The organism is Collinsella sp. MSK.8.10 (assembly GCF_019041915.1).
In the GTDB taxonomy this organism is placed as follows: Bacteria; Actinomycetota; Coriobacteriia; order Coriobacteriales; family Coriobacteriaceae; genus Collinsella.
This window is the reverse complement of record NZ_JAHPYF010000005.1, coordinates 13,769-33,255: the sequence shown is the minus strand read 5'-3', so window position 1 is coordinate 33,255 and position 19,487 is coordinate 13,769. Positions and strand designations below refer to the sequence as shown.

Genomic DNA, 19,487 nt, shown 5'->3' with positions numbered 1-19,487 from the left:
TAATAGGTAGCATGCGTTTTGCTGTTCGAAGTATAGTTCTTGTTCGCAGTGACTGCAACATGTATAGTGAGAACAGTTGAGATTTATGTCCGAAGGAGGTCGTCTATGGAGGCCATAAATGGCGGGCAGTGTTCGAATGAAGACCTGCTGAGGCAGATCGTCCGTGACCAGGCAAGCGCCGACGGCAGGTACAGGCCCGCACACGGCCCCGGCATCGTCATGCACGGCAACGTCGTGGAGCTCAGGGCAGACGCCGCCCACTTCATCGTGAGCTCGGTCCCCTCGATCCAGATATCGATCAACATGGAGAGTAGCGGGATCGTTGCCACGACATTCCTCTCGCCGCGCAGGATAGCACCCTCGACCCGGCCCCGCTTCGTCGCGCTCGTCAACGAGATGAACGCCAGGAACAGGGTCCCCGGCCGCTTCGCGGTACTCGATCGGGACATGTTCTACGAGGCCGTTATCCCGGCTGCGTTCCTTCCGTCCCTCCGCAACAACCAGGCCGCGAGGGACGAGGCGCTGAAGATCCTGTTCAGGAATGGTGTCGGAATCTTCGAGAGCATCGCCATCGCGATAGAAGGCCTGGCCCAGAAGGACTGGTCCGCGCACGACGCGCTGCGCTTCGTCGATGAGCTGTATACGAGGGGGTTCGTCTATAATGACGACTGGCTCTAGCGTACCTGATGAACTTATAGGGCAATCGATCAACCGCTCGTGGCTCAGGGCCACCGAAGAACTCGAGGACGAGGTCGCAGCGGCCGCGGAGGAGGTTCACGCATCGCCCGAGGCCGCAGCGCTCGCCCTGTGGCTCCTGGCATCTCCTGCGGCCGGACGGCAGCCGGGGCCGGCCCTGCCCGTCCTGCGCTTCTGCGCATGGTTCCTGTCGGACAGGAGATCGCGTGCATAGCGGACGTCAGACATCCGCCGACCCGACATGGGCATATTGAGCCCATACGTTTTGGAACGGGATGTCACTCCGAACGCCTTACCTTCTTAGTGTGATTGCCGCAGCGGCATATCAGTTCCACGCAGAACGGCACGGCCTTCGCGATTTACAGTGAGGACGACCACAGCCTCATGTTCTACAAGAGGCGTGGAGTTCCGCAAGTGGGAGATATGTTCAACTGCCGCAGGGTGACCGATGTTTATACGGGGTTCGAGTCAGAGAAGGACGTGAACCTTAATTGGGATAAACGGGGTGAGTGGCTCGCGCATGAGCCAAATATTCCTTGGTGGTCGGTTCGAACTGCGGTCCGCACGGTAAAGGTCGCCGATAGCGGCATAGCTCCGACTTCAATCGACTACTGGTTTTACAGAATGGAGAACCTTTCGAGCATCGATGTCCAAAAGCTCGATACGTCCAGATGTTCAGATTTCTTCTTGACCTTTGGGGATTGCAGTAGCCTGACTTCTATCGACGCGTCGAACTGGTCCACTCAGTCGCTCATAAGGCTTAACGGTACCTTTCTCGGCTGCAAACGGATGAAATCGCCCTATCTGGGCGGATGGGAAACATCCAATGTGCTGTCGTTCCACTGTCTGTTTCACAATTGCCGCGCAATGAGCGACGGCGCAATGCAAGCCGCTGTCGATCAGCTCGAAATTACCGAAAAGGCAACAGATTTCGGTCTCATGTTCGAGTGCTGTGACAAGCTCAATCTCGATTGCTCGAATTGGAATGTCCGCGCTGATGCTTATCATTTTGGATTCAATAGCAAGGCCCCGGAGTAATTCTCCCCAAGGCCTGGCGGTAACCGGAACCGAACTCACTGCGAGAAGCCGACCCCAAGCGCATCGAGGTCGGCTTTTCGTTTCAGCCGTTTTGAGAGCCGGCTTCTAATTCAATTTGACCCAGATGGCGGGACGGACTCCGATTACGTCGTCCTGTTCACTCCCTTCATCGCCCGATTTGATAATGCCTTCGGGTCCTCGGTTTTCTCCCTTGCTTGGCATTTGGAGTTCAGGGCGTATGCGGTGGGTGGATAATGGATTCACTTCGATGACGGCGTTGACGGGAGCAACCATGGCGATGTGCGAGATCGCGGTCAAGTTCGACGAGGACGAAAGGGCCTTGATTCAGAGCCTTGCGGACACCGCCGGCATGTCCTTTCCTGAGTTCGTGAAAAGGGCCGCCCTCGAGAAGGCTGAGGACATGGCGGACACCGAGGCCTACGACGAGGCCTTGGACGCGGATGATGGAATACGTTACCCAATGGAAGAGGTCGTGCGCATGGCAGCGGAGGCCGAGTGATACACGTAGTGTCTTCCCCGACTCTAAATGTTTCTCTTGGGCGGGGTTCGGCTTGTAGCCGGACCCCGCTTTTCTATGGCTTTCATTCGTCTATCTAAAGGTGTGAAACGGTTGCCTCGATAGGAATGCGGGCAACGCCCGAAGCGAGCGTCATAGCCGCTCTGAGGGCGCCTGACTCCTTCCCCGCCGCACTTGTTGCCGCATCGGCACGTTACGGGCTGATTGGTTCGCTCTAACGTACGCTCTGCATGCAATATCAATCCCCATACGAAGGGAGTGTCGCATATGTATGCAGCGGCGCGGAACCTTCGGGGGGGGGGTATCTCCTAGGAATACCCGCCTCCGAGGTCAAAGTATCATCGAGTACGTCCTGATCATCGCGATCATCGGCCTGGTCATAGTGTTCGCCGGACCCGGCGTGGCGGGTGCCATCCGAAACCAGTTCAACCTGGTCGGCAACACGGTGAACAGCGGGGCGACCGGCGGCACCGAGGGAGGCGCGTCCGGCGACAGCTCCACTGGGGCCGACTCCGCGACTGTCCAAGCGGCGGTAGCCAAGGATGCGAAGGATTGGACGCTCGATGAGCAGGAGGCGGTTGCCAGAGACATTGCCAAGAACGGTACATCGTCTATCGCCTACGCCAAGGCGAAGGCCGCCATGGATGCCGCCACCAAGTTCTCGATAAAGCTGACAGATGGGCAGACGCTCGAGTACCGCATCATCGGCATCAACCACGACGACCTCACGGACGGTTCGGGCAAGGCGGGACTGACGTTCCTCACCACCTCGACGGGTATCAGATCCTGCATGAACGCCACGAAAACGAATGCCGGCGGCTGGGAGCAGTCGGACTTGCGCCGGAAAATGAATTCCGGCGAGATCTGGAACCTGATGCCCTCCGATTTCCAGTCCAAGGTGAAACCGGTCAGGAAGCTCTCGCACAACGTCAGCGGGTACACGGAAAAGGATGACACCGTGACGGCGACAACGGACAAGCTGTTCCTACTCAGCGATTCCGAGATCGTCCCCATTTCCTATTGGGTCTCCAGTTTCCCGTGGACTTCCTCCGAGGGCGCCCAGTACGAGGGCTTCAGGGGTAAGGTGAAATCGAACTATTCGAGCAACTCCGCCATCTCCATTGGCAGCGTTTGGTGGGAGCGTTCGGTGAGTCCGGGCTACCCTGCGAACTTCCTCCGTGTCAACGTCAGCGGCGGTCCGTTGGACGGCGACTTTGCGACGACCTCGATTTGCGTCTGCCCTGCTTGGTGCTTCTAGTTCTGTGTGCTCATACCGAAAGCCCGCACAGGCTGTGCGGGCTTTTCTTTTGGCGATTATTCGAACAATTTGAGGTTCGTGGCACAGGTGGCTAGTTTGAGGAAAAAAAATGGGGCCATACAGCGGCTCTCAGAGCGTCTGCTGCACTCCCCCGCCATTACGAGCCCATCCTGGTTGGCGTTTCGAGCTCAGGGAGTATGCGGTGGGTGGATAATGGACTCACCTCGATGACGGAGTTGACGGGAGCGACCATGGCGATGTGCGAAATCGCAGTCAAGTCCGACTCCCCGGAAAGCGATTCGTGGGACTGGAAGAATACAAGGAATGCCTACCTCTTCGATTCCGTCGAGCGCAACGTGCTAAGCTGTCGGTTTCTCCTCGGCATCCTGCTCGAACTCGACAAGGGCATCGGATATCTGTCTGCTGGTGGGAAGCGCGAAGCGCTCTCTGCGCGACACAGTCTCATCGAACATCGGAACAAGGAACGCCCGGACCTTCGCCTCTTGGTCCCGCGATGAGAGTGTTTCCTCCATCAGCGTCCTGAACTCTTCCGGCTTTACGCAGTTTAGGACGGCAAGCAGCTCATCCATCTCTCGTCCGTCGAGCAGGTACTCGACCGCCATGCACGACACCATGGCGTTGAAGTACCGCCCAAAAGACGCGCTGTCGCCCTCGAACAGTATCCCGCCGACTACTCCCGCAGCCACTGTGCCGACCGTTCCGCCGACCATGCCGCCCGCGAGACCGACGATGGTCCCCTCGCCGGGCGACACCGCCGTGCCGGCCACGGCGCCGACCTTCGCCGCCGCGACACCTGCCGCGGCGGCGCCGGCGATTCCCCCGGCGATCGAGGTGGCGAGGCATGCCATGTTCTGGGCGTACTGGGCGCCACTTGCCTTGCCCTGGAAGAGCTTGTAGGTCTCGGGGACCGAGAACACGGCGAGAGTCACCGCTGCCGAGACGGCGTTGCCCCTTAGCATCTTCGCAAGCTGCTTGGAGGCGGCCGCACCGCTGATGGCGGTCTTGCCCGTAAGGGCGCGCAGGCCGTTGACGATTGTGGCGGACGTCTTGAATCCGAGCTCGCCGACCACCGCCTGGCTGGGTGCCATCAACGCGTTGGAAAGCCCCGTTCTGGAGAGCTGCGAGACGACCATGTGCTGGGCGAAGGACAGGCCGAACACCTGGACGCCGGCGGCGATGCCCGCCTGGACGGCACCGGTGATGTCCCTGGTCTCCCTGTACGCCATGAACGTCGTCGCTAGAAACGACAGGCCGAATGCGCAGGAGCATGTGACCGCGCCGGTTGCAGCATCATACTTCAGCGATTCCGCCGTTCCCGGCTTGGCGAGGTTCACCGCCTGGTCGTATGTGAGCTTGCCTTTGCGGACGATCTTCTCGGCGTCCTTGGGGTCGCTGACGCCGGGGACCTTGCCTTGGCTAATCTTCTTCTCGAAACTGCGGAGCACCTGCTGGTACTGGTCTTTCGGGACTTCGAGCTGCATCGGCGTGCGGTCTTCTGTGAGGTAGCGATACTGATGGCTGCTCGGATCGAAGCATGCTTCGAGGGAGCCGCGTGCCGTCTTGTAGTACTTGGTCTGGATCAGAACGCCATCGACGCTTCGGTCGGGGCCGTTCTTCGCGTTGTCCCTCCCCAGAATCTCGGCCTGGTGGCCCTGGAGCCTGTCGATGATGTTGTTGGCCTCCTCGGCAAGCTCTCCGTGGCCCGCAGGTTTGTTGACCGCGGCCCGCTGCTCGACGAAGACCTCCCCGTTGCTGTTGATGGTCGCCGCCGCCGCGACTGCCGCGGCTTTGACCGCCGTATCGTCCACCGTGGCAAGCTCGCTGTCGATGCCGGCGGCTCGGTCATCCTCAAGGCCGCGGATTGCCCGGCAGCGGGATACGAATTGGCCCCGGCACGCTTCGTCGACGGTGAGCGCAAGGTTGCTTTCACTGTCGGAGGCGAAGGGGCCGGGCTCGAAGTACGCCTACTCGAAGTAGAAGAGCCGAGACTGCCTCTTTTCCTTCCCCAGGACGGCGAACGCGTCGGCATCTGCCTTGATGTAGACGCCCTTTTCGGTCATGGCGATGCCGCTGGGCCTGAGGTCGAACTCAGCGTCGGCCCAGACGACGGTCTGTTCCCTCGGTATCGGAAAGGCTGACTTCACCTTGGCTGCATTGGCTTCCGTCAACGGAAGCGGAGACTCCTGGAATGAGCCGAGTAGCTCCTGTGCGCGGGAGCCCTCAATCGCTCTCAGGGCTTCCTGTACCTTGGGCGCGTACTCCGCCTTCTCCGCATCGAGTCTTTCGGCCTCTTTTTCGTCGAGGGAGGCCTTCGCGCCGCTCGCCGCTTCTGCAATCGCTGCACCCGCCGTAGTCGCCGTGCCCACGACCGCAGCGCTTGCCGCAACCGCCATCCCAGATGCCCCCTCGGCAATCTTGGTCGCCGTCTCGCCGGCAGTCTTAGTGGCCCTCTGAATCTCCTGCAGCGGGTCGAAGCCTTTGTCGAATATGCTCATGGACGATTCTTTCTCGTGGGCGAACAGACAGTTCGAATCGCGTTGTTTCTCATGCGAACGTCAGTATACTCTGCGCTTTATGCCTTTGGTTCAGCTGCCAGACCCGGCGCAGGGAACTCGAGCAAGATTGACAAACATTGGGCGGTACAAGGGGGGCACCCACAATCGCCTCTATATCGACGAGGTGCAGCCGTGCGAGGGCTTCGGGAGGGCAATTGACTGCATCCAAGACACTCGGTTTTCTCCCCTACCGTCATCGTTGCCGCTGCGGCAAGACCGGAGCAGAATTATGGAATAGCCCTACGCTCGGCTCGTATTGCAAACCCTGAGCGAAGGGAGTGTCGCATATGCATGCAGCGGCAATTAACCTTCGGGGGGGGGTATCTCCTAGAGGTGCCCGCCTCCGAGGCCAATCGATTATCGAGTACGTCCTGATCATCGCGGTCATCGGTCTGGTTATCGTGTTCGCGGGACCCGGCGTGGCCGGTGCCATCCGAAACCAGTTCAACCTGGTCGGCAACACGGTGAACAGCGGGACTTGCGGCGGCGTCGAGGGCGGCGGCGCGTCCGGTGGCGGCTCCACAGGAGCCGATTCCGCGACCGTCCAGGCGGCTATCGCCAAGGACGCCAAGGACTGGACTCTCGAGGAGCAGAAGGCCGTGGCCGAGGACATCGCCGCGAAAGGCGAGACCTCGCCGGCATATTCCAAGGCCAAGGCCGCCATGGATGCGGGGACGACCTGGTCGGTCAAGCTGACGAACGGCGAAACCATGACCTACCGTATCATCGGCATCAACCACGAGGATTTGGCCGATGGTTCCGGCAAGGCGGGCCTGACGTTCCTCACCACCTCGACAGAGCTTTCGTCCAACATGAACGCCGGCCACACCAATGCAGGCGGCTGGGAGAAATCCGACTTGCGCCAGAAGATGAATTCCGGCGAGATCTGGAAACTCATGCCGTCCGATTTCCAAACCAAGGTGAAATCGGTCAGGAAGCTCACGAACAACGTCGACGGCGAGCGGGCGAACAAGGATGCCGCCGTGACGGCTACCACCGACAAGCTGTTCCTGCTCAGCTACTCCGAGATTGTTGAGACCCCATATAGCGGTTGGTCTGAATACTCTTGGATTGGCAAGGAAGGTGTCCAGTACGAGGCATTCGAGGGCAAAGTGACGGAGAACTATTCGTACAACTCCGCCATTGCCATTGGCCGCCTTTGGTGGGAGCGTTCGATGCTACCGGACAACTCTGCGTACTTCCTCTTAGTCGATCATCGCGGCAGTCCGTCCTGCGCCAATGGTGCCGCGTACTCGGATTGCGTCTGTCCCGCCTGGTGCTTCTAGTTTACTGGATGAAAAGCCTGCGCCATACCGCGCGGGCTTTTCTATTGGCTATCGCACGAACGATTTGAAGTTCGTGGCATAGGTAGTCGGTTTGAGAAAAAAAATGGGGCCATAAAGCGGCTCTCAGAGCGTCTGCCGCACTCCCCCACAATTACCTCTGCTGCGCCCTCGTATAGAGTTCATCCCGCTTGCCGTTTGGTTGCAACAGCCCACTTGTCCACCGATCAAGTGAACTACTGGAATAGATACAGCGACACGCTTGTCCGTTACAGTCGCTATATCTGTGTTAATCGCCGCGATAAATACAGCCTGTACTCGGCTGCATACCAGCTACGCGTATGTAGATTCATATCGCGTTAATAAAACGGCTCAAGCGTGTGCTAAACGCGCAAGTAGCCGTAAAAGGCGATTATCGCGCAGGTAGATTTTTGGCACCCCGTTGCTTAATCAAAATTAAGCAATTGCTTAAAACAAAAAAGGTCAGGCACTATGTGCCTGACCTGCAAACTTCTGGTCGGGACGACTGGATTCGAACCAGCGACCCCTTGACCCCCAGTCAAGTGCGCTACCAAGCTGCGCCACGTCCCGAAGCTTTTGTTTGTTGCTCTGCTCTCGCTCGCAACAGGGAGTATATTAACCCGAAACTTTAGACTTGTGCAAGAACTTTTTTACAATTTTTGAAGCAAGTCCAAAATTGTATCTGCGAGCTGGGGTTTTGTTAGTACGGGAAGTTCTTGCGTACCCGTTGTGCTCACAATCCAGGCCTTGTTGGTGTCGGTCCCAAAGCCCGAATCGGTGCGTGAGACATCGTTGGCGATTATTACATCGCACCCCTTGCGGGCCAATTTGCGCTCTGCGTACTCGACAACGTTATCGGTCTCGGCCGCAAATCCGATCACGCATCGCTCGCCCTTCTGGCGCGAGAGCTCGGCCAAAATATCGACCGTCTCGACCAGTTCGATGCGATCCAGGCGCTCGTTGGCCTTTTTGAGCTTATGGTCCGCAGGGGCCGCGGGGGTGTAGTCGGCGACGGCGGCCGCACAAATTGCCGCATCGGCCGTCTGGAAGGCGCTCAGGGCCGCCTGGAGCATCTCTGCGGCGGTCTGCACGCGCACGCACTCCACGCCGCAGGGCACATCGAGTGATGTCGGTCCCAACACGAGCGTGAGCGCAGCGCCGCGGCGTGCGGCCTCCCCCGCCAGGGCGATGCCCATCTTGCCCGAAGAACGGTTGCCAATGAATCGCACGGGGTCGATCGGCTCGTGCGTGGGACCGGCGGTAATTACGATGCGCTTACCCGCCAGGTCCTGTGGCGCGGGGTTGAGCACCTCACAGACAGCCTCTACGATGTCCTCGGGCTCGCTCATGCGTCCCGTGTCCACGTCGCCGCAGGCAAGGTAGCCGCTGCCCGGACCCACCACATGGACACCGCGCTCGCGCAGCGTGGCCATGTTGGCCTGCGTCGCCGGCGCCTTCCACATGCCGTTGTTCATAGCGGGTGCGATCACGATGGGTCGCGGCGTCGCAAGCAGCGTGGTGGAGATGAGGTCATCGGCGACGCCGTTGGCCATCTTGGCGATGATATTGGCCGTCGCGGGCGCCACGACCACCAGATCGGGCTCCTGCGCCAGCGAAATGTGGTGGATGGGGTCGGAGGGATCGTCGAATAGGCCCACCGCGACCGGCTCATTGGTGAGTGCGCGGAAGGTAAGCGGCCCCACAAACTCGGTGGCATGCTCGCTCATAACGACCTTGACGCGCGCGCCGCGCTTTTGCAGCAGGCGCACGATATTGCACGACTTATAGGCGGCGATCCCGCCGGTAATGCCCAGCAGGATCGTATTTCCCTCAAGTTGCATTGAATTGTTGGGTGCCGCCATCGTTTAAGCTTCCTTGCTCGGGAGCACCAGGAGGCGGTGGCAGTACGGGCAGTGCGTAATTGACCTACCGTCGTGGTTGAGGTCGCTCATGGACGATGCCTGCAGCGCGGTGTGGCAGACCGTGGGGATGTTGCCCTGGATGGTCTCGACGGCCAGGCCACGGAACTGCTTGAGCAGACGCTCGTAGTCGGTGAGAACGTCGGCCGGCAGCGTGGCAGCAAGCGCGGTGCGCTCCTTAGCGGCGGCGTCAATCTGAGCCTGCAGGTCGGCAGCCTTGGCGCGGGCGGCCTTGGTATCGGCCTTCACGCCCTCCTCGAACTTGGCGATGATTGCCTGCGCGCGGGCCTCGCGGTCGAGCGCCTCCTTATGGGCGACAACGACGTCCTTGCGGGTGTGTTCAATCTTGTCCAGACGCTTGGCCAGGGTGGCGAGCTCGTTTTCCAGGTCCTGAACCTCGCGGTAGTCGGAGCCGTCGACGTGGCGCTTCTTGGCAGCCTCGATGGCGTTGTTGGTCTGAATCTCGGTGGTATTGAGATCGTCGAGCTCAATGTCCAGATCCTTGCGCTGGGCGTAGAGCTTGGTCATCTCGGACTTGAGCTTCACATAGGTCTTGCGCTTGGAAGCGAGCTCCTTGAGCTCCGGCATATTGGCAAGTTCACTCTTGTTGCGGGTGAGCTCCAAATCGATCTGTTGCAGCTTGAGTAGCGTAGCGCCGGCGCTCATAAGTTCTCTCCTTTTGTCACAGTCCACCATTGGCAAGGGTTCAGTATTTTAATCGCATGACGGGGGTCGACCCCGGCGTCAACTGCAGAGTTCATCAATATATCAACGAACGGCTCCTCGGAGCGGTCGTGGCCGAGCAAGATCACCGGTAGCCCACGCAAGGCAAGGTCCTGCGCCACGTGATAGCCTGCCTCGCCCGTCAGGACAACATCCGCACCGGCGGCGATGGCAAGTTCGCCAAAGTCACCGAGGGAGCCGCCCAGAATGGCGACGGTGCGGCACGAGCGCTCGGCATCGCCCCATACACGCGGGTCGCTTCCGAAGGCCGTGGCAGCACGGGCGGCAAGATCGCGCAGCGTGCACGGGTCGTTGAGCGTCGCAAGCGCGCCAAGGCCGGTCGACTCGGGGTCGTCTACGTGCTCCAGCGAGCTCACGGGCACGGCGTCCAGCAGCTCACTTAGGCAGGCACGCGCCTCGTGCGAGCGGTCCAGATTGGTGTGGAGCGAAATAATGCTCACGCCGCAGCGGGCAGCCTCGTAGAGGGCCGCGCTGCACTGGGGTCGTGTGGCATCCGCCGGACAAAAGGCCTCGGGTGCCTTGATGTATATGGGATGATGCGTCAGCAGCACGTTGGCGCCGGCTTCTTGGGCGCGGCGAACGTTAGCCACGGTCGCATCGAGTGCGCAGGCAACGCCGGTGATCTCCGCGGCCGGATCGCCAACGGAGAGTCCTACGTGATCCCAGCCCTCGGCGTCCGCCTTGGGATAGCGTGCCAGCAGCGCGCGCTCAAGCTCGGCGACGATCATGCGGCACCCACGATCGAGAGCAGCGTCCGGGCGAACTCGTCCAGATCGCTCGGATTCACGCGGTCATCAAAGGAAATGCGCAGTGCTCCCAATGCCTGCTCGCGACCGATGCCCATCGCGCTCAAAACGTGGCTCGGGTCCATGCTGCCGCTCGAGCAGGCAGAGCCGGCCGAAACCTCAAAGCCGGCGGCGTCGAGCTTGACGATGAGCTCCTCGGAGTCCATGCCGTCGACGTAGATCGAAACCATACCCGGCAGACGGTCGACCTGCTCGTAGTCGCCCATGGTGGCATGAATGCGTGGATGGGCCGTAAGCGTGGCGTAGAGTTTGTCGGAAAGGGCTTGCAGCTTTTCGCGCTCCTGAGCCACTTGGGGCACCAGCGTGCGGGCAGCAGCGGCAAAGGCTAGCTGCGTGCGCAGGTCCTGCGTGCCGGCGCGACGTCCGGCTTCCTGTCCGCCGCCAAAGATGCGGGGGCGCAGTGGCGTGCGGGTCTTAACGTAGAGCGCGCCGGATGCCACAGGACCGCCAATTTTGTGGGCCGCGACGGACATAGCATCGACGCCCAGCTCGGTGACATCGAGTGGAATGTGCAGATAGCCCTGGATAGCATCGGTGTGGAACACTGCGCCCACGGTATGAGCGGCCGAGGCAAGCTCGCGGATGGGCTGCACCACGCCGGTCTCGTTGTTGGCGACCATAATGCTCACGAGCGACACGTCGTCGCTCAGCAAGTCGCTCAGCGTGGCAGGCTCAATGTAGCCCGCGCGGCAGGGCTGCACCAGGTCGACGGTAAAGCCGGCGGCACGCAGCAGCGGCAGGTTGTCCAGAATCGAATCGTGCTCGATGGCCGAAACGATTACACGATCGCGCTTGCGATCGCGCTGACGAGCGCCCTCGGCAAGACCGAGCAGCGCCAGCTGGTTGGCTTCGGTGCCGCCGTTGGTCAGAACAATCTCGGACGGGCGGACGCGTGCGCCAAAGCTATGGGCGATCTCGCGACGGGCAACCTCCAGGCGCGCGGCGGCCTTGCGGCCGAGCGAGTGCAGCGAGTTGGGGTTGACGCCGGCAAGCTCGCTGTCGTCATATTCGCGCTGCGCAAGGAGCGCCTCGGCGCGCATGGGCGTCGAGGCGGCGTAGTCAAGATTCACGGGTATGCGGTTTTGACCTGCGGTCATAAGGGTTTATGCCTCCTGTGCGGCCTCATTGCCCAGCTTCTGCAGCAGCGCAACCTCGGCGGCGGGATCTTCGGACTTAAATACGGCGGAGCCGGCCACGAGAACGTTGGCACCAGCCTTGACGACCTCGGCAATGTTCTTGGAAGAAATGCCGCCGTCGACCTCGATCATGGGCGACACGCCGTGGCGCTCGCACATGGCCTTGAGCTCGTGCAGTTTGGCGATAGTGCCCGGGATAAAGCTCTGGCCGCCAAAGCCCGGGTTCACGCTCATGAGCAGCACCATATCGACGACGTCGATGATGCTCTCGAGCACGCACACGGGGGTGGCGGGGTTGAGCACAACGCCTGCCTTGACGCCGCGCTGCTGCAGATGGGTGAGCGTGCGGTGCAGGTGCGTGGAAGCCTCGTAGTGGACGGTGATCATATCGGCACCGGCGTCGGTGTACCAATCGACCGTCTCGTCGGGGTTCGACACCATCAGGTGCGCGTCGACCGGTACATCGGTGGAGCGCTTGACGGCCTTGAGGATGTCGACGCCAAAGGTGAGGTTGCCGGTAAAGTGACCGTCCATAACGTCGAAGTGCACGTAGTCGGCACCGGCGATCTTGTCGAGCTCGCCCTTGAGGTTGGCCATATCGGCCGAAAGGACGGACGGAGCGATTTTGATGGAACCCATGGTAGAAGCCTTTCTGCGCTAGTCGGTGAGTCCGTAGAACTCTTGAGAAGGGACGCGATCGGTAAGAATCTCGAGCGCCCTATCCAAAGTAACACCGTTGTAGAGCGTTTGCTCCACGGCAAAGGTGAGCGGAATGTCTACGCCCAGTGAACGGGCAAGTTCGCTGACGCTGCGGGCCGCGACGGCGCCCTCGACAACCATATGCGTGCGCTCCTGATACTCGTCGAGCGACACGCCGTGGGCAAACTCGTAGCCAAAGGTGCGGTTGCGCGAATGCTCCGAGGTGCAGGTGGCGATGAGGTCACCCATGCCGGCAAGTCCCATGCAGGTCATAGCTTGCCCGCCGCGGGCATGCACCAGACGGCTGATCTCGGCCAGGCCGCGCGTCATGATAAGGGCGAGCGTGTTGTCGCCCGAACCGGTACCGGCGGAGATGCCACACACGATCGCGATGACATTTTTCATGGCGCCGCAAACCTCGACGCCGGTCATGTCCTGTGACAGGTAGATGCGGAAGGCCGTGGACAGGAGCAGGTCCTTAAAGGTCTCCCCTATCTGCGGATCTTCGCTGGCGATGACGGCGGCAGAAAGTCCACCGCGGCAGATTTCCTCAGCATGGTTGGGGCCCGAGAGCGCCGCCACGCGCGACTCGTTGCCGATCTCGCTGGCGATGACCTCGCTCATGAGCAGGCCAGACTCGGGCTCAATGCCCTTGGTGAGGCAGAGCACCGGGGTGCCGGCAGCGATGAAGGGTGCTGCCTGATGACATACGCTGCGCAGGTGTGTGGAGGGCACGGCAAAGATAATGGAGTCGGCGCCGTCGAGCGCCTGCGACAGGTCCGTGGTGGCGACAACGTTGCCGGGCAGCTCGTAGTCCACCAGATACCGGGGATTGCGGTGCTCGCCGTTAATGCCGACGGCGGTCTGCTCGCTATGGGCCCACATGGTCACGTGCTCGGCTCGCGCGGCGGCAAGGCCGGCGACGGCGGTTCCCCAGGAGCCGGAGCCAATCAGCGCAACATTCATGACTCTCTCCTACTTATCGTCGGGCTCGGTGACGCGCTTGGTAAACGAGAGCTTGGACTCCTTACCCGTCATGAGCTTCTTGATGTTCGCGCGATGAGCCCACACCACGGTGATACCGATCATCGCCATGCAAAACTTAAGTCCTAGACTGCTGTACGGAAAGACCGCACAGGCGGCGATGGGAAGGCCGACGGCGGCGGCAAGCGAGCCCACCGACACGTACTTGGTAATGGCGACGGCCACGATGAACATGCCCAGCAGCGACAGGCCAATGGGCCAGTACCAGGCGAGGATGACGCCCAGACCGACCGCGATACCCTTGCCACCGTGGAAGTTGAGGTACGGCGAGAATATGTGGCCCCATACGGCCGCCAGGCAGATGACACCGAGCATCCAGTCGCCGGCAGCGCCGGGGGCCATAATGCTCACGGGGAAGCCATAGCCCATGTCGGCGATAAGCGGACGCGCGATAAGGACGCAGATAGCGCCCTTAAGGCAGTCGAGCAGCAGCGTGAGCGCGGCCACCTTGGGGCCGGCCACACGCAGGGCGTTGGTGGTGCCGATGTTGCCGGAGCCCGCCTTGCGAATGTCGGTATGGTTGAACACGCGGCCCAGGATCAGGCCAAACGGAATCGCTCCGATAAAGAACGAGACCACGGCGCAGATGGCGGTCAGCAGAATCGGATTATGCATCCTTTTGCTCCTTCTTCCTAAAGAAGAGTCGAATGGGCGTGCCGGCAAAATCGAAGGTCGAGCGCATGCGGTTCTCCACGTAGCGCTGGTAGGTGTCGTTGACCAGGTCGCTGTGGTTGACGAAGAACGTGAACGTCGGCGGGTTGACGCCCGTCTGGGTCACGTAGTGCATGCGCAGGCGGCGCTTGCCGTCCACCACGGTGTGGCCGAACTCGCGCAGGTCGGTGAGGAACGTGTTGAGGCGCGAGGTGCTGATCTTTTGCGAGCGCGTCTTTTCGGCGGCGTCGACCATCGCCCAGATCTTCTCGACGCTGCGGCCGGTCAGGGCAGAGATGCGCAGGTACTGTGCCCAGGGAGCCATAACGCCCAGACGGCGGTCGACGGTCTCCATGCAGGCCTCGCGCTTACGGTCGTCGTCGAGCAGGTCCCACTTGTTGAGCAGCACCACGATGGCGCAGCCGCGCTCGATGGCCAAGCCCATGACCTTCTGGTCCTGCTCGGTGACGCCCACGGAGGCGTCGACGACGAGCAGCGCCACGTCGGCGCGGTCGATGGCGCGCAGGCCGCGGACCATCGAGTAGTACTCGATGTTCTCGTACACGGTGCTCTTCTTGCGGATGCCCGCGGTATCGACCATGCGGTAGTGTTTGCCATCGCGCTCTACGACGGTATCGATGGCATCGCGCGTGGTGCCGGCGATGTTGGACACGATGGAGCGATCGGCACCCAGGATGCGGTTGAACAGCGACGACTTACCGGCGTTGGGGCGGCCGATGATGGCGACGTTGAGCGCGTCGGGGAACTCGTCGGCGACCTCGTCCTCTTCCTCCGGCAGCAGCGCCACGATGTCGTCGAGCAGGTCGCCCGTGCCGTGGCCGTGCAGGGCCGAAAGCGGCGTGGGCTCACCGATGCCGAGCGAATAGAACTCCCAGATGCTGTCGTTCTCGCGATCGGGGTTGTCGAGCTTGTTCACCAGCAGAAAGACCGGCTTGTCGCAGCGCTTGAGCATGCGAGCGACCGACTCGTCCTCCTCGGTGACGCCGGTGCGGCCGTCGACCACAAACAGGATGACGGCGGCTTCCTCGGCGGCGGCGAGGGCCTGGTCGCGAATGGACGTGGCGAAGACGTCATCGCTCTTGAGCGGCTCGATGCCGCCCGTGTCTACGATGGTGAACTCGCGGCCGTTCCAATCGGCCGTGTGGTATGAGCGGTCGCGCGTGACGCCGCGGGACTCGTGGACGATGGCGTCCGAGGTCTGGGCCAGGCGGTTAACGAGCGTGGACTTGCCCACGTTAGGGCGTCCGACGACGGCGACGATAGGTTTCATCTGCTCTCCTTTAATGGGTAGGGTCAGCGGGAATAGTTGAATTGGCGGGCGCTATGCCAAGGATGTGCTCCAGGGTATCGAGCAACTCATGCGGCATGGTCGACACCACATGAACCTCGGCGCCGCGACTGGTAAGGCTTGCGAGTAAATCGTCACGATGATACTCGTCAAGCGTCATGCCGTCAGCGTTGAACATGAGCTTAGGCACAAAGAGCATAACCCCCGACAGGTCTTGCGGCAGCTGCTCCAGGATGTCGCTCGCGACGATGAGGCCGGTCACGTCCACGTTGCCGCCAAAGTAGCGGTTCTTGATGGCCGTGACGGTGCCGGCGAGGCCGTGCGGCGATTCCACAAAGCGCGCGACCGTATCGCGCGCGCTGGCGCCCGAGAGGCACAGCAGGCGCTGGCTGCGGGCGGCGATTCCCTCGCGAACGCGGGTCAGGCGTTCGGCATCGGTAGCCAGCACGTCGTCGGTCTCGTCCAGATAGGAGCGGATCATGCCGATGCCGTCGTAGTACTGCGGGTAACCGTCGTAAAAGTCCGCCTCGGGAGGATCGATGCCGGCGTCCAGATAGAACTCGTCGCTCATCTGGAAGGTGTGGCGGCCAAAGCGCTCGTAGGCGCGGTCCTGGAAGGGCCGGATCATGGCAATGGTCTCGCGCGCTAGTTCGGGCTTGTCGCTGTATGACCAGCTAAAGCGGTTTTGGTGCTTGGTAAAACCGAGCGGCACAATGCCCAGGCTTGTGATCTGCTCGTGCTCCTCGCAAAAGCGCAGGGTCTTTTCCAGCTCCTCGCCGTCGTTCATGCCGGGGCACAACACGATCTGCGCGTGAATCTCGATGCCGGCGGCCATGATGGTCTCGAGTACGTCCATGCCTCGCTGAGCGTTACGGCCCATCATACGACGGCGGACGTCGGGGCTCACAGCGTGGACCGACACGTTCATGGGACTCATGTTGCGCTGGATGACGTTTTGCACGTCCTCGTCGGTGAGGTTCGTGAGCGTGACAAAGTTGCCCTGCAAAAAGCTCAGACGATAGTCGTCGTCGCGGATGTAGAGCGTGGAGCGGCCGCCCTTGGGAAGCATGGTCATAAAGCAGAATACGCATGCGTTAACGCAGGTACGCATGCCATCGAAGATGGGGCCGTCGAACTCCAGGCCCCAGTCCTCGCCCGGGAAGCGGTCGAGCTCCACGGGCGAGACGGTGTTGTCGCGCGGGTCGAATACCTCCAGCTCGACGGTGTCGTCGTCGGCCTCCCAGAGCCACACGATCATGTCGGTGAGTCGCTCGCCATTGACCGTGAGCACGCGCATGCCCGGCTCGATACCCACATCCCACGCGGGCGATTCGGGACGCACGTTCTTTACGAGCGCGCCCTCACCCGGCTCGGGGTCGCGGCTGCGCCCGTAATCGGCCACCTCGGCGGCGTATGCGGGTACGGTCTGGTCCATAACTAGCGGCAAAGCTCCTTAATGCGCGCAACGGCGCGTTCGATGTGTTCTTGCGGGGTGGAGGCTCCGGCGGTGATGCCGATGTGGCGCGCGTTGACAAACCATGCGGCTTCGAGCTCGGAAGCTTCCTCGATATGATGTGTGAGCTCGCAGGCATTGGCACAAATCTGCGCCAGGCGGCGGGTGTTGCCCGAATTTTTGCCGCCCACGACGACCATGCAATCACAGCGGTTGGCGAGGGTTGCGGCTGCCTGCTGGCGCTCGCTCGTGGCGGCGCAGATCGTGTTGATCACACGCAGCTCCTGCACGCGCGGGGTGATGGAGGCCACAACCTCGGCCAGGTTCTGCGCGGTCTGGGTGGTCTGCACAACCAGGCCCACCTTGCCCTTGAGCGGCAGCGCGTCCGCATCGGCGGCACAGCTTACGACCTGCGCGTTATCGCCGGCGTGGCCCAGAATGCCCTCGACCTCGGGGTGGCCCGGCTCGCCCACGACGATTACGCGGTAGCCCTCGCGCACCAGGCGCTCGGCCGCCACATGGACCTTCTTCACGTATGGGCAGGTGGCGTCGACCACAGTAAGGTCACGCTCGCGAGCGGCCTCGATCACCTGCGGCACCACGCCGTGGGCGCGGATGATCACGGTGCCCGACGTGGCGTCGTCCAAGGTGTCGGCCAGGCCAACGCCTGCCTCGGCAAGCTCGCGCACCACGATGGGGTTATGAATGAGCGGGCCCAGAGTGTGGACCTGAGCGTTCTTCTCCGCCTGCGGGGCGGCCGCCAATGCCATATCGAGCGCACGCTGCACGCCGTAGCAGGTGCCGGCGTGGGCGGCGATCTCGATGGTAGGCGCGCCGTTCCGGTCGGACGTAGTCGCGTTGGTGTCCATAATGTTCTCGCTCATGGCTAGAACCTGCCCGGATGCTCAGCGCACAGGTCGTCGCGCATCTTATAGACACGGTCCATAGCCTCGGACTCAAACCAGGCCAAGCGCTCCGTGCGCTTAAGTCCGGCCGGCGCGTCCGAAAGCGAGACGGCCTTGCCGGCACGAATCCAGCATTTCTTGGGACGCATGAGCTTTTTGCCCGCGGGCGTGATGTCGGACCAGCCGCAGATGGCGAGCGGGTTAACGGGCGCCTTGCCCATCTGAGCGATGAGCGCAAAACCGCCGTGGACCTCGGGCTTGATCTCGCGCGAGCGGATGCGCGTTCCCTCGGGAAAGATCAGGACGTCCTCGCCGCGCTGCAGCGCATGCTGGGCGGCGCGCAGGCACTTCATATCGGCAGTACCACGCTCCACGGGGATGCCGCCAACGCGGCTAAAGGCCCAGCGCACAATCTTACTCTTGGCGAACTCGGACTTAAAGATGGGACGAATGCGGCGGCCCCCAAAGAACAGCGCCGTCTCCACGGCCAAGAGCTCGGCCATCGAGGTGTGGTTGCAGATGACCACGCTGCCGCGGCCGTCCTGGCGCTCAAACAGCAGATCGGCATCTTCGACCTTCCAACGCCACATGAGCTTGGAGAAGGCCCAAAGGATGGCCATGACTACGACGACGGTGCCGCGGATGAGCGCTGGGAACTCTGCGTAGGGGGCGTTGTAATAGTCCTCGGGCGTCTGCTTAAACAGGCGCATGGGCTACCTCCTTTGGTTGATAAGGTCCTCGATTATCGAGACGACCTCGTCGATGGTGTGGGCGGTGGAGTCGACGTGCACGGCGTCCTCGGCGGGTACGAGCGGGGCGACCTCGCGGCTGCTGTCGAGCTTGTCGCGCTGCTTAAGGGCGTCGAGGGTCTCGTCGACCTCGGCTTCGAGCTGCTCGGACGTGAGCGGCTGGGCGTCGTTTTGGTGACGCTGCAGCACGCGGCGGCGGGCGCGCTCACGCGGGTCGGCAGTCAGGAAGATCTTGACCTGCGCGTTGGGGAACACGACGGTGCCGATGTCGCGACCCTCGGCCACGATATCGCGGTCCTCGGCGGCGCGGCGCTGGTGGATGAGCATGGCGGTGCGCACGCCCGGATAGGCCGAGACCTTGGACACGTTGGCGTCGACCTGCGGGGTACGAATGGCGGCCGATGCGTCCTGTCCGTCAATGGTCAGGCGCGTATCCTCGCCGGTTCCGTTGGTAAAGCGGATTTCGATCTGCTCGGCGAGGGCGTCGATGGCCGCCTCGTCGTCCAGGTCGATGCCGCGGTCGAGCGCGGCGAACGTGACGGCGCGATACATGGCGCCCGTGTCGAGCTTGTTAAAGCCCAGCTGGCGGGCGATCTCCTTGGCGATGGTGGATTTGCCGGAACCGGCGGGGCCGTCGATGGCGACGATCATGCAATGCTTCC

The 19,487-nt window shown here is 61.8% G+C and carries 19 protein-coding genes and 1 tRNA gene; 5 read left to right on the top strand and 15 right to left on the bottom strand.

Annotation, left to right across the window (positions count from 1 at the left end; all coding sequences use genetic code 11):
• Positions 1 to 105 precede the first annotated feature (105 nt).
• The 4 genes from KTF55_RS06455 to KTF55_RS09975 all read left to right on the top strand — a co-directional run bounded on the left by KTF55_RS06455 (position 106) and on the right by KTF55_RS09975 (position 3,530).
• Positions 106 to 678, top strand: a complete 573-nt coding sequence (locus KTF55_RS06455) for a hypothetical protein (RefSeq protein ID WP_217108106.1) — start codon at positions 106 to 108, stop codon at positions 676 to 678.
• 402 nt (positions 679 to 1,080) lie between these two features.
• Positions 1,081 to 1,734, top strand: coding sequence for a BspA family leucine-rich repeat surface protein (locus KTF55_RS06450; RefSeq protein ID WP_217108105.1), 654 nt, complete (start codon positions 1,081 to 1,083; stop codon positions 1,732 to 1,734).
• A 292-nt stretch (positions 1,735 to 2,026) separates the two neighbouring features.
• Entirely contained in the window at positions 2,027 to 2,254 is a 228-nt protein-coding gene (relB, locus tag KTF55_RS06445) for a type II toxin-antitoxin system RelB family antitoxin (protein WP_226790606.1), read from the top strand.
• 418 nt (positions 2,255 to 2,672) lie between these two features.
• A complete protein-coding gene (locus KTF55_RS09975) occupies positions 2,673 to 3,530 on the top strand; it encodes a DUF6273 domain-containing protein (RefSeq protein ID WP_217108103.1) in 858 nt (285 codons plus the stop codon).
• A gap of 359 nt (positions 3,531 to 3,889) precedes the next feature.
• On the opposite strand, the gene KTF55_RS06435 is transcribed toward KTF55_RS09975, so the two are convergent.
• Both KTF55_RS06435 and KTF55_RS06430 read right to left on the bottom strand, forming a co-directional pair.
• Complete coding sequence (locus KTF55_RS06435; RefSeq protein WP_217108102.1) at positions 3,890 to 5,359, bottom strand: hypothetical protein; 1,470 nt, start codon at positions 5,357 to 5,359, stop codon at positions 3,890 to 3,892.
• Positions 5,360 to 5,515: 156 nt separating this feature from the next.
• Positions 5,516 to 6,046, bottom strand: coding sequence for a hypothetical protein (locus tag KTF55_RS06430; RefSeq protein WP_217108101.1), 531 nt, complete (start codon positions 6,044 to 6,046; stop codon positions 5,516 to 5,518).
• Positions 6,047 to 6,393: 347 nt separating this feature from the next.
• On the opposite strand from KTF55_RS06430, the gene KTF55_RS06425 reads away from it, so the two are divergent.
• Positions 6,394 to 7,392, top strand: a complete 999-nt coding sequence (locus KTF55_RS06425; RefSeq protein WP_217108544.1) for a DUF6273 domain-containing protein — start codon at positions 6,394 to 6,396, stop codon at positions 7,390 to 7,392.
• A 511-nt stretch (positions 7,393 to 7,903) separates the two neighbouring features.
• On the opposite strand, the gene KTF55_RS06420 is transcribed toward KTF55_RS06425, so the two are convergent.
• From KTF55_RS06420 to cmk, 13 genes are all read right to left on the bottom strand, one after another.
• Positions 7,904 to 7,980 (bottom strand) — tRNA-Pro (locus KTF55_RS06420).
• A gap of 80 nt (positions 7,981 to 8,060) precedes the next feature.
• Complete coding sequence (coaBC, locus tag KTF55_RS06415; RefSeq protein WP_254179356.1) at positions 8,061 to 9,272, bottom strand: bifunctional phosphopantothenoylcysteine decarboxylase/phosphopantothenate--cysteine ligase CoaBC; 1,212 nt, start codon at positions 9,270 to 9,272, stop codon at positions 8,061 to 8,063.
• A gap of 3 nt (positions 9,273 to 9,275) precedes the next feature.
• Complete coding sequence (locus tag KTF55_RS06410; RefSeq protein WP_217108099.1) at positions 9,276 to 9,995, bottom strand: zinc ribbon domain-containing protein; 720 nt, start codon at positions 9,993 to 9,995, stop codon at positions 9,276 to 9,278.
• On the bottom strand, positions 9,992 to 10,801 hold the full coding sequence (locus tag KTF55_RS06405; protein WP_217108098.1) for a Nif3-like dinuclear metal center hexameric protein: 810 nt from the start codon (positions 10,799 to 10,801) through the stop codon (positions 9,992 to 9,994). Before KTF55_RS06405 ends, KTF55_RS06410 begins: the two co-directional genes overlap by 4 nt.
• Positions 10,798 to 11,976, bottom strand: a complete 1,179-nt coding sequence (locus tag KTF55_RS06400) for a cysteine desulfurase family protein (protein ID WP_217108097.1) — start codon at positions 11,974 to 11,976, stop codon at positions 10,798 to 10,800. The genes KTF55_RS06405 and KTF55_RS06400 overlap by 4 nt, the downstream gene beginning before the upstream one ends.
• Before the next feature lie 6 nt (positions 11,977 to 11,982).
• A complete protein-coding gene (gene rpe, locus KTF55_RS06395) occupies positions 11,983 to 12,654 on the bottom strand; it encodes a ribulose-phosphate 3-epimerase (protein ID WP_217108096.1) in 672 nt (223 codons plus the stop codon).
• 18 nt (positions 12,655 to 12,672) lie between these two features.
• Positions 12,673 to 13,680 carry an NAD(P)H-dependent glycerol-3-phosphate dehydrogenase gene (locus tag KTF55_RS06390; protein WP_217108095.1) on the bottom strand — a complete coding sequence of 336 codons (1,008 nt, stop codon included), beginning with the start codon at positions 13,678 to 13,680 and terminating at the stop codon, positions 12,673 to 12,675.
• Positions 13,681 to 13,689: 9 nt separating this feature from the next.
• Complete coding sequence (gene plsY / locus KTF55_RS06385) at positions 13,690 to 14,373, bottom strand: glycerol-3-phosphate 1-O-acyltransferase PlsY (RefSeq protein ID WP_217108094.1); 684 nt, start codon at positions 14,371 to 14,373, stop codon at positions 13,690 to 13,692.
• Positions 14,366 to 15,700 (bottom strand): ribosome biogenesis GTPase Der, encoded by a 1,335-nt coding sequence (der, locus tag KTF55_RS06380; RefSeq protein WP_118935334.1) that lies wholly within the window; start codon positions 15,698 to 15,700, stop codon positions 14,366 to 14,368. The genes plsY and der overlap by 8 nt, the downstream gene beginning before the upstream one ends.
• 10 nt (positions 15,701 to 15,710) lie before the next feature.
• The gene (locus KTF55_RS06375; RefSeq protein ID WP_217108093.1) at positions 15,711 to 17,153 is read right to left on the bottom strand and encodes a DUF512 domain-containing protein; all 1,443 of its coding nucleotides are present in this window, start codon (positions 17,151 to 17,153) and stop codon (positions 15,711 to 15,713) included.
• Between the two features lie 2 nt (positions 17,154 to 17,155).
• A complete protein-coding gene (locus KTF55_RS06370; RefSeq protein ID WP_217108092.1) occupies positions 17,156 to 18,055 on the bottom strand; it encodes a 4-hydroxy-3-methylbut-2-enyl diphosphate reductase in 900 nt (299 codons plus the stop codon).
• Between the two features lie 2 nt (positions 18,056 to 18,057).
• Positions 18,058 to 18,786, bottom strand: a complete 729-nt coding sequence (locus KTF55_RS06365; RefSeq protein WP_217108091.1) for a lysophospholipid acyltransferase family protein — start codon at positions 18,784 to 18,786, stop codon at positions 18,058 to 18,060.
• A 3-nt stretch (positions 18,787 to 18,789) separates the two neighbouring features.
• Positions 18,790 to 19,476 (bottom strand): (d)CMP kinase, encoded by a 687-nt coding sequence (gene cmk / locus KTF55_RS06360; protein ID WP_217108090.1) that lies wholly within the window; start codon positions 19,474 to 19,476, stop codon positions 18,790 to 18,792.
• Positions 19,477 to 19,487: the final 11 nt, after the last annotated feature.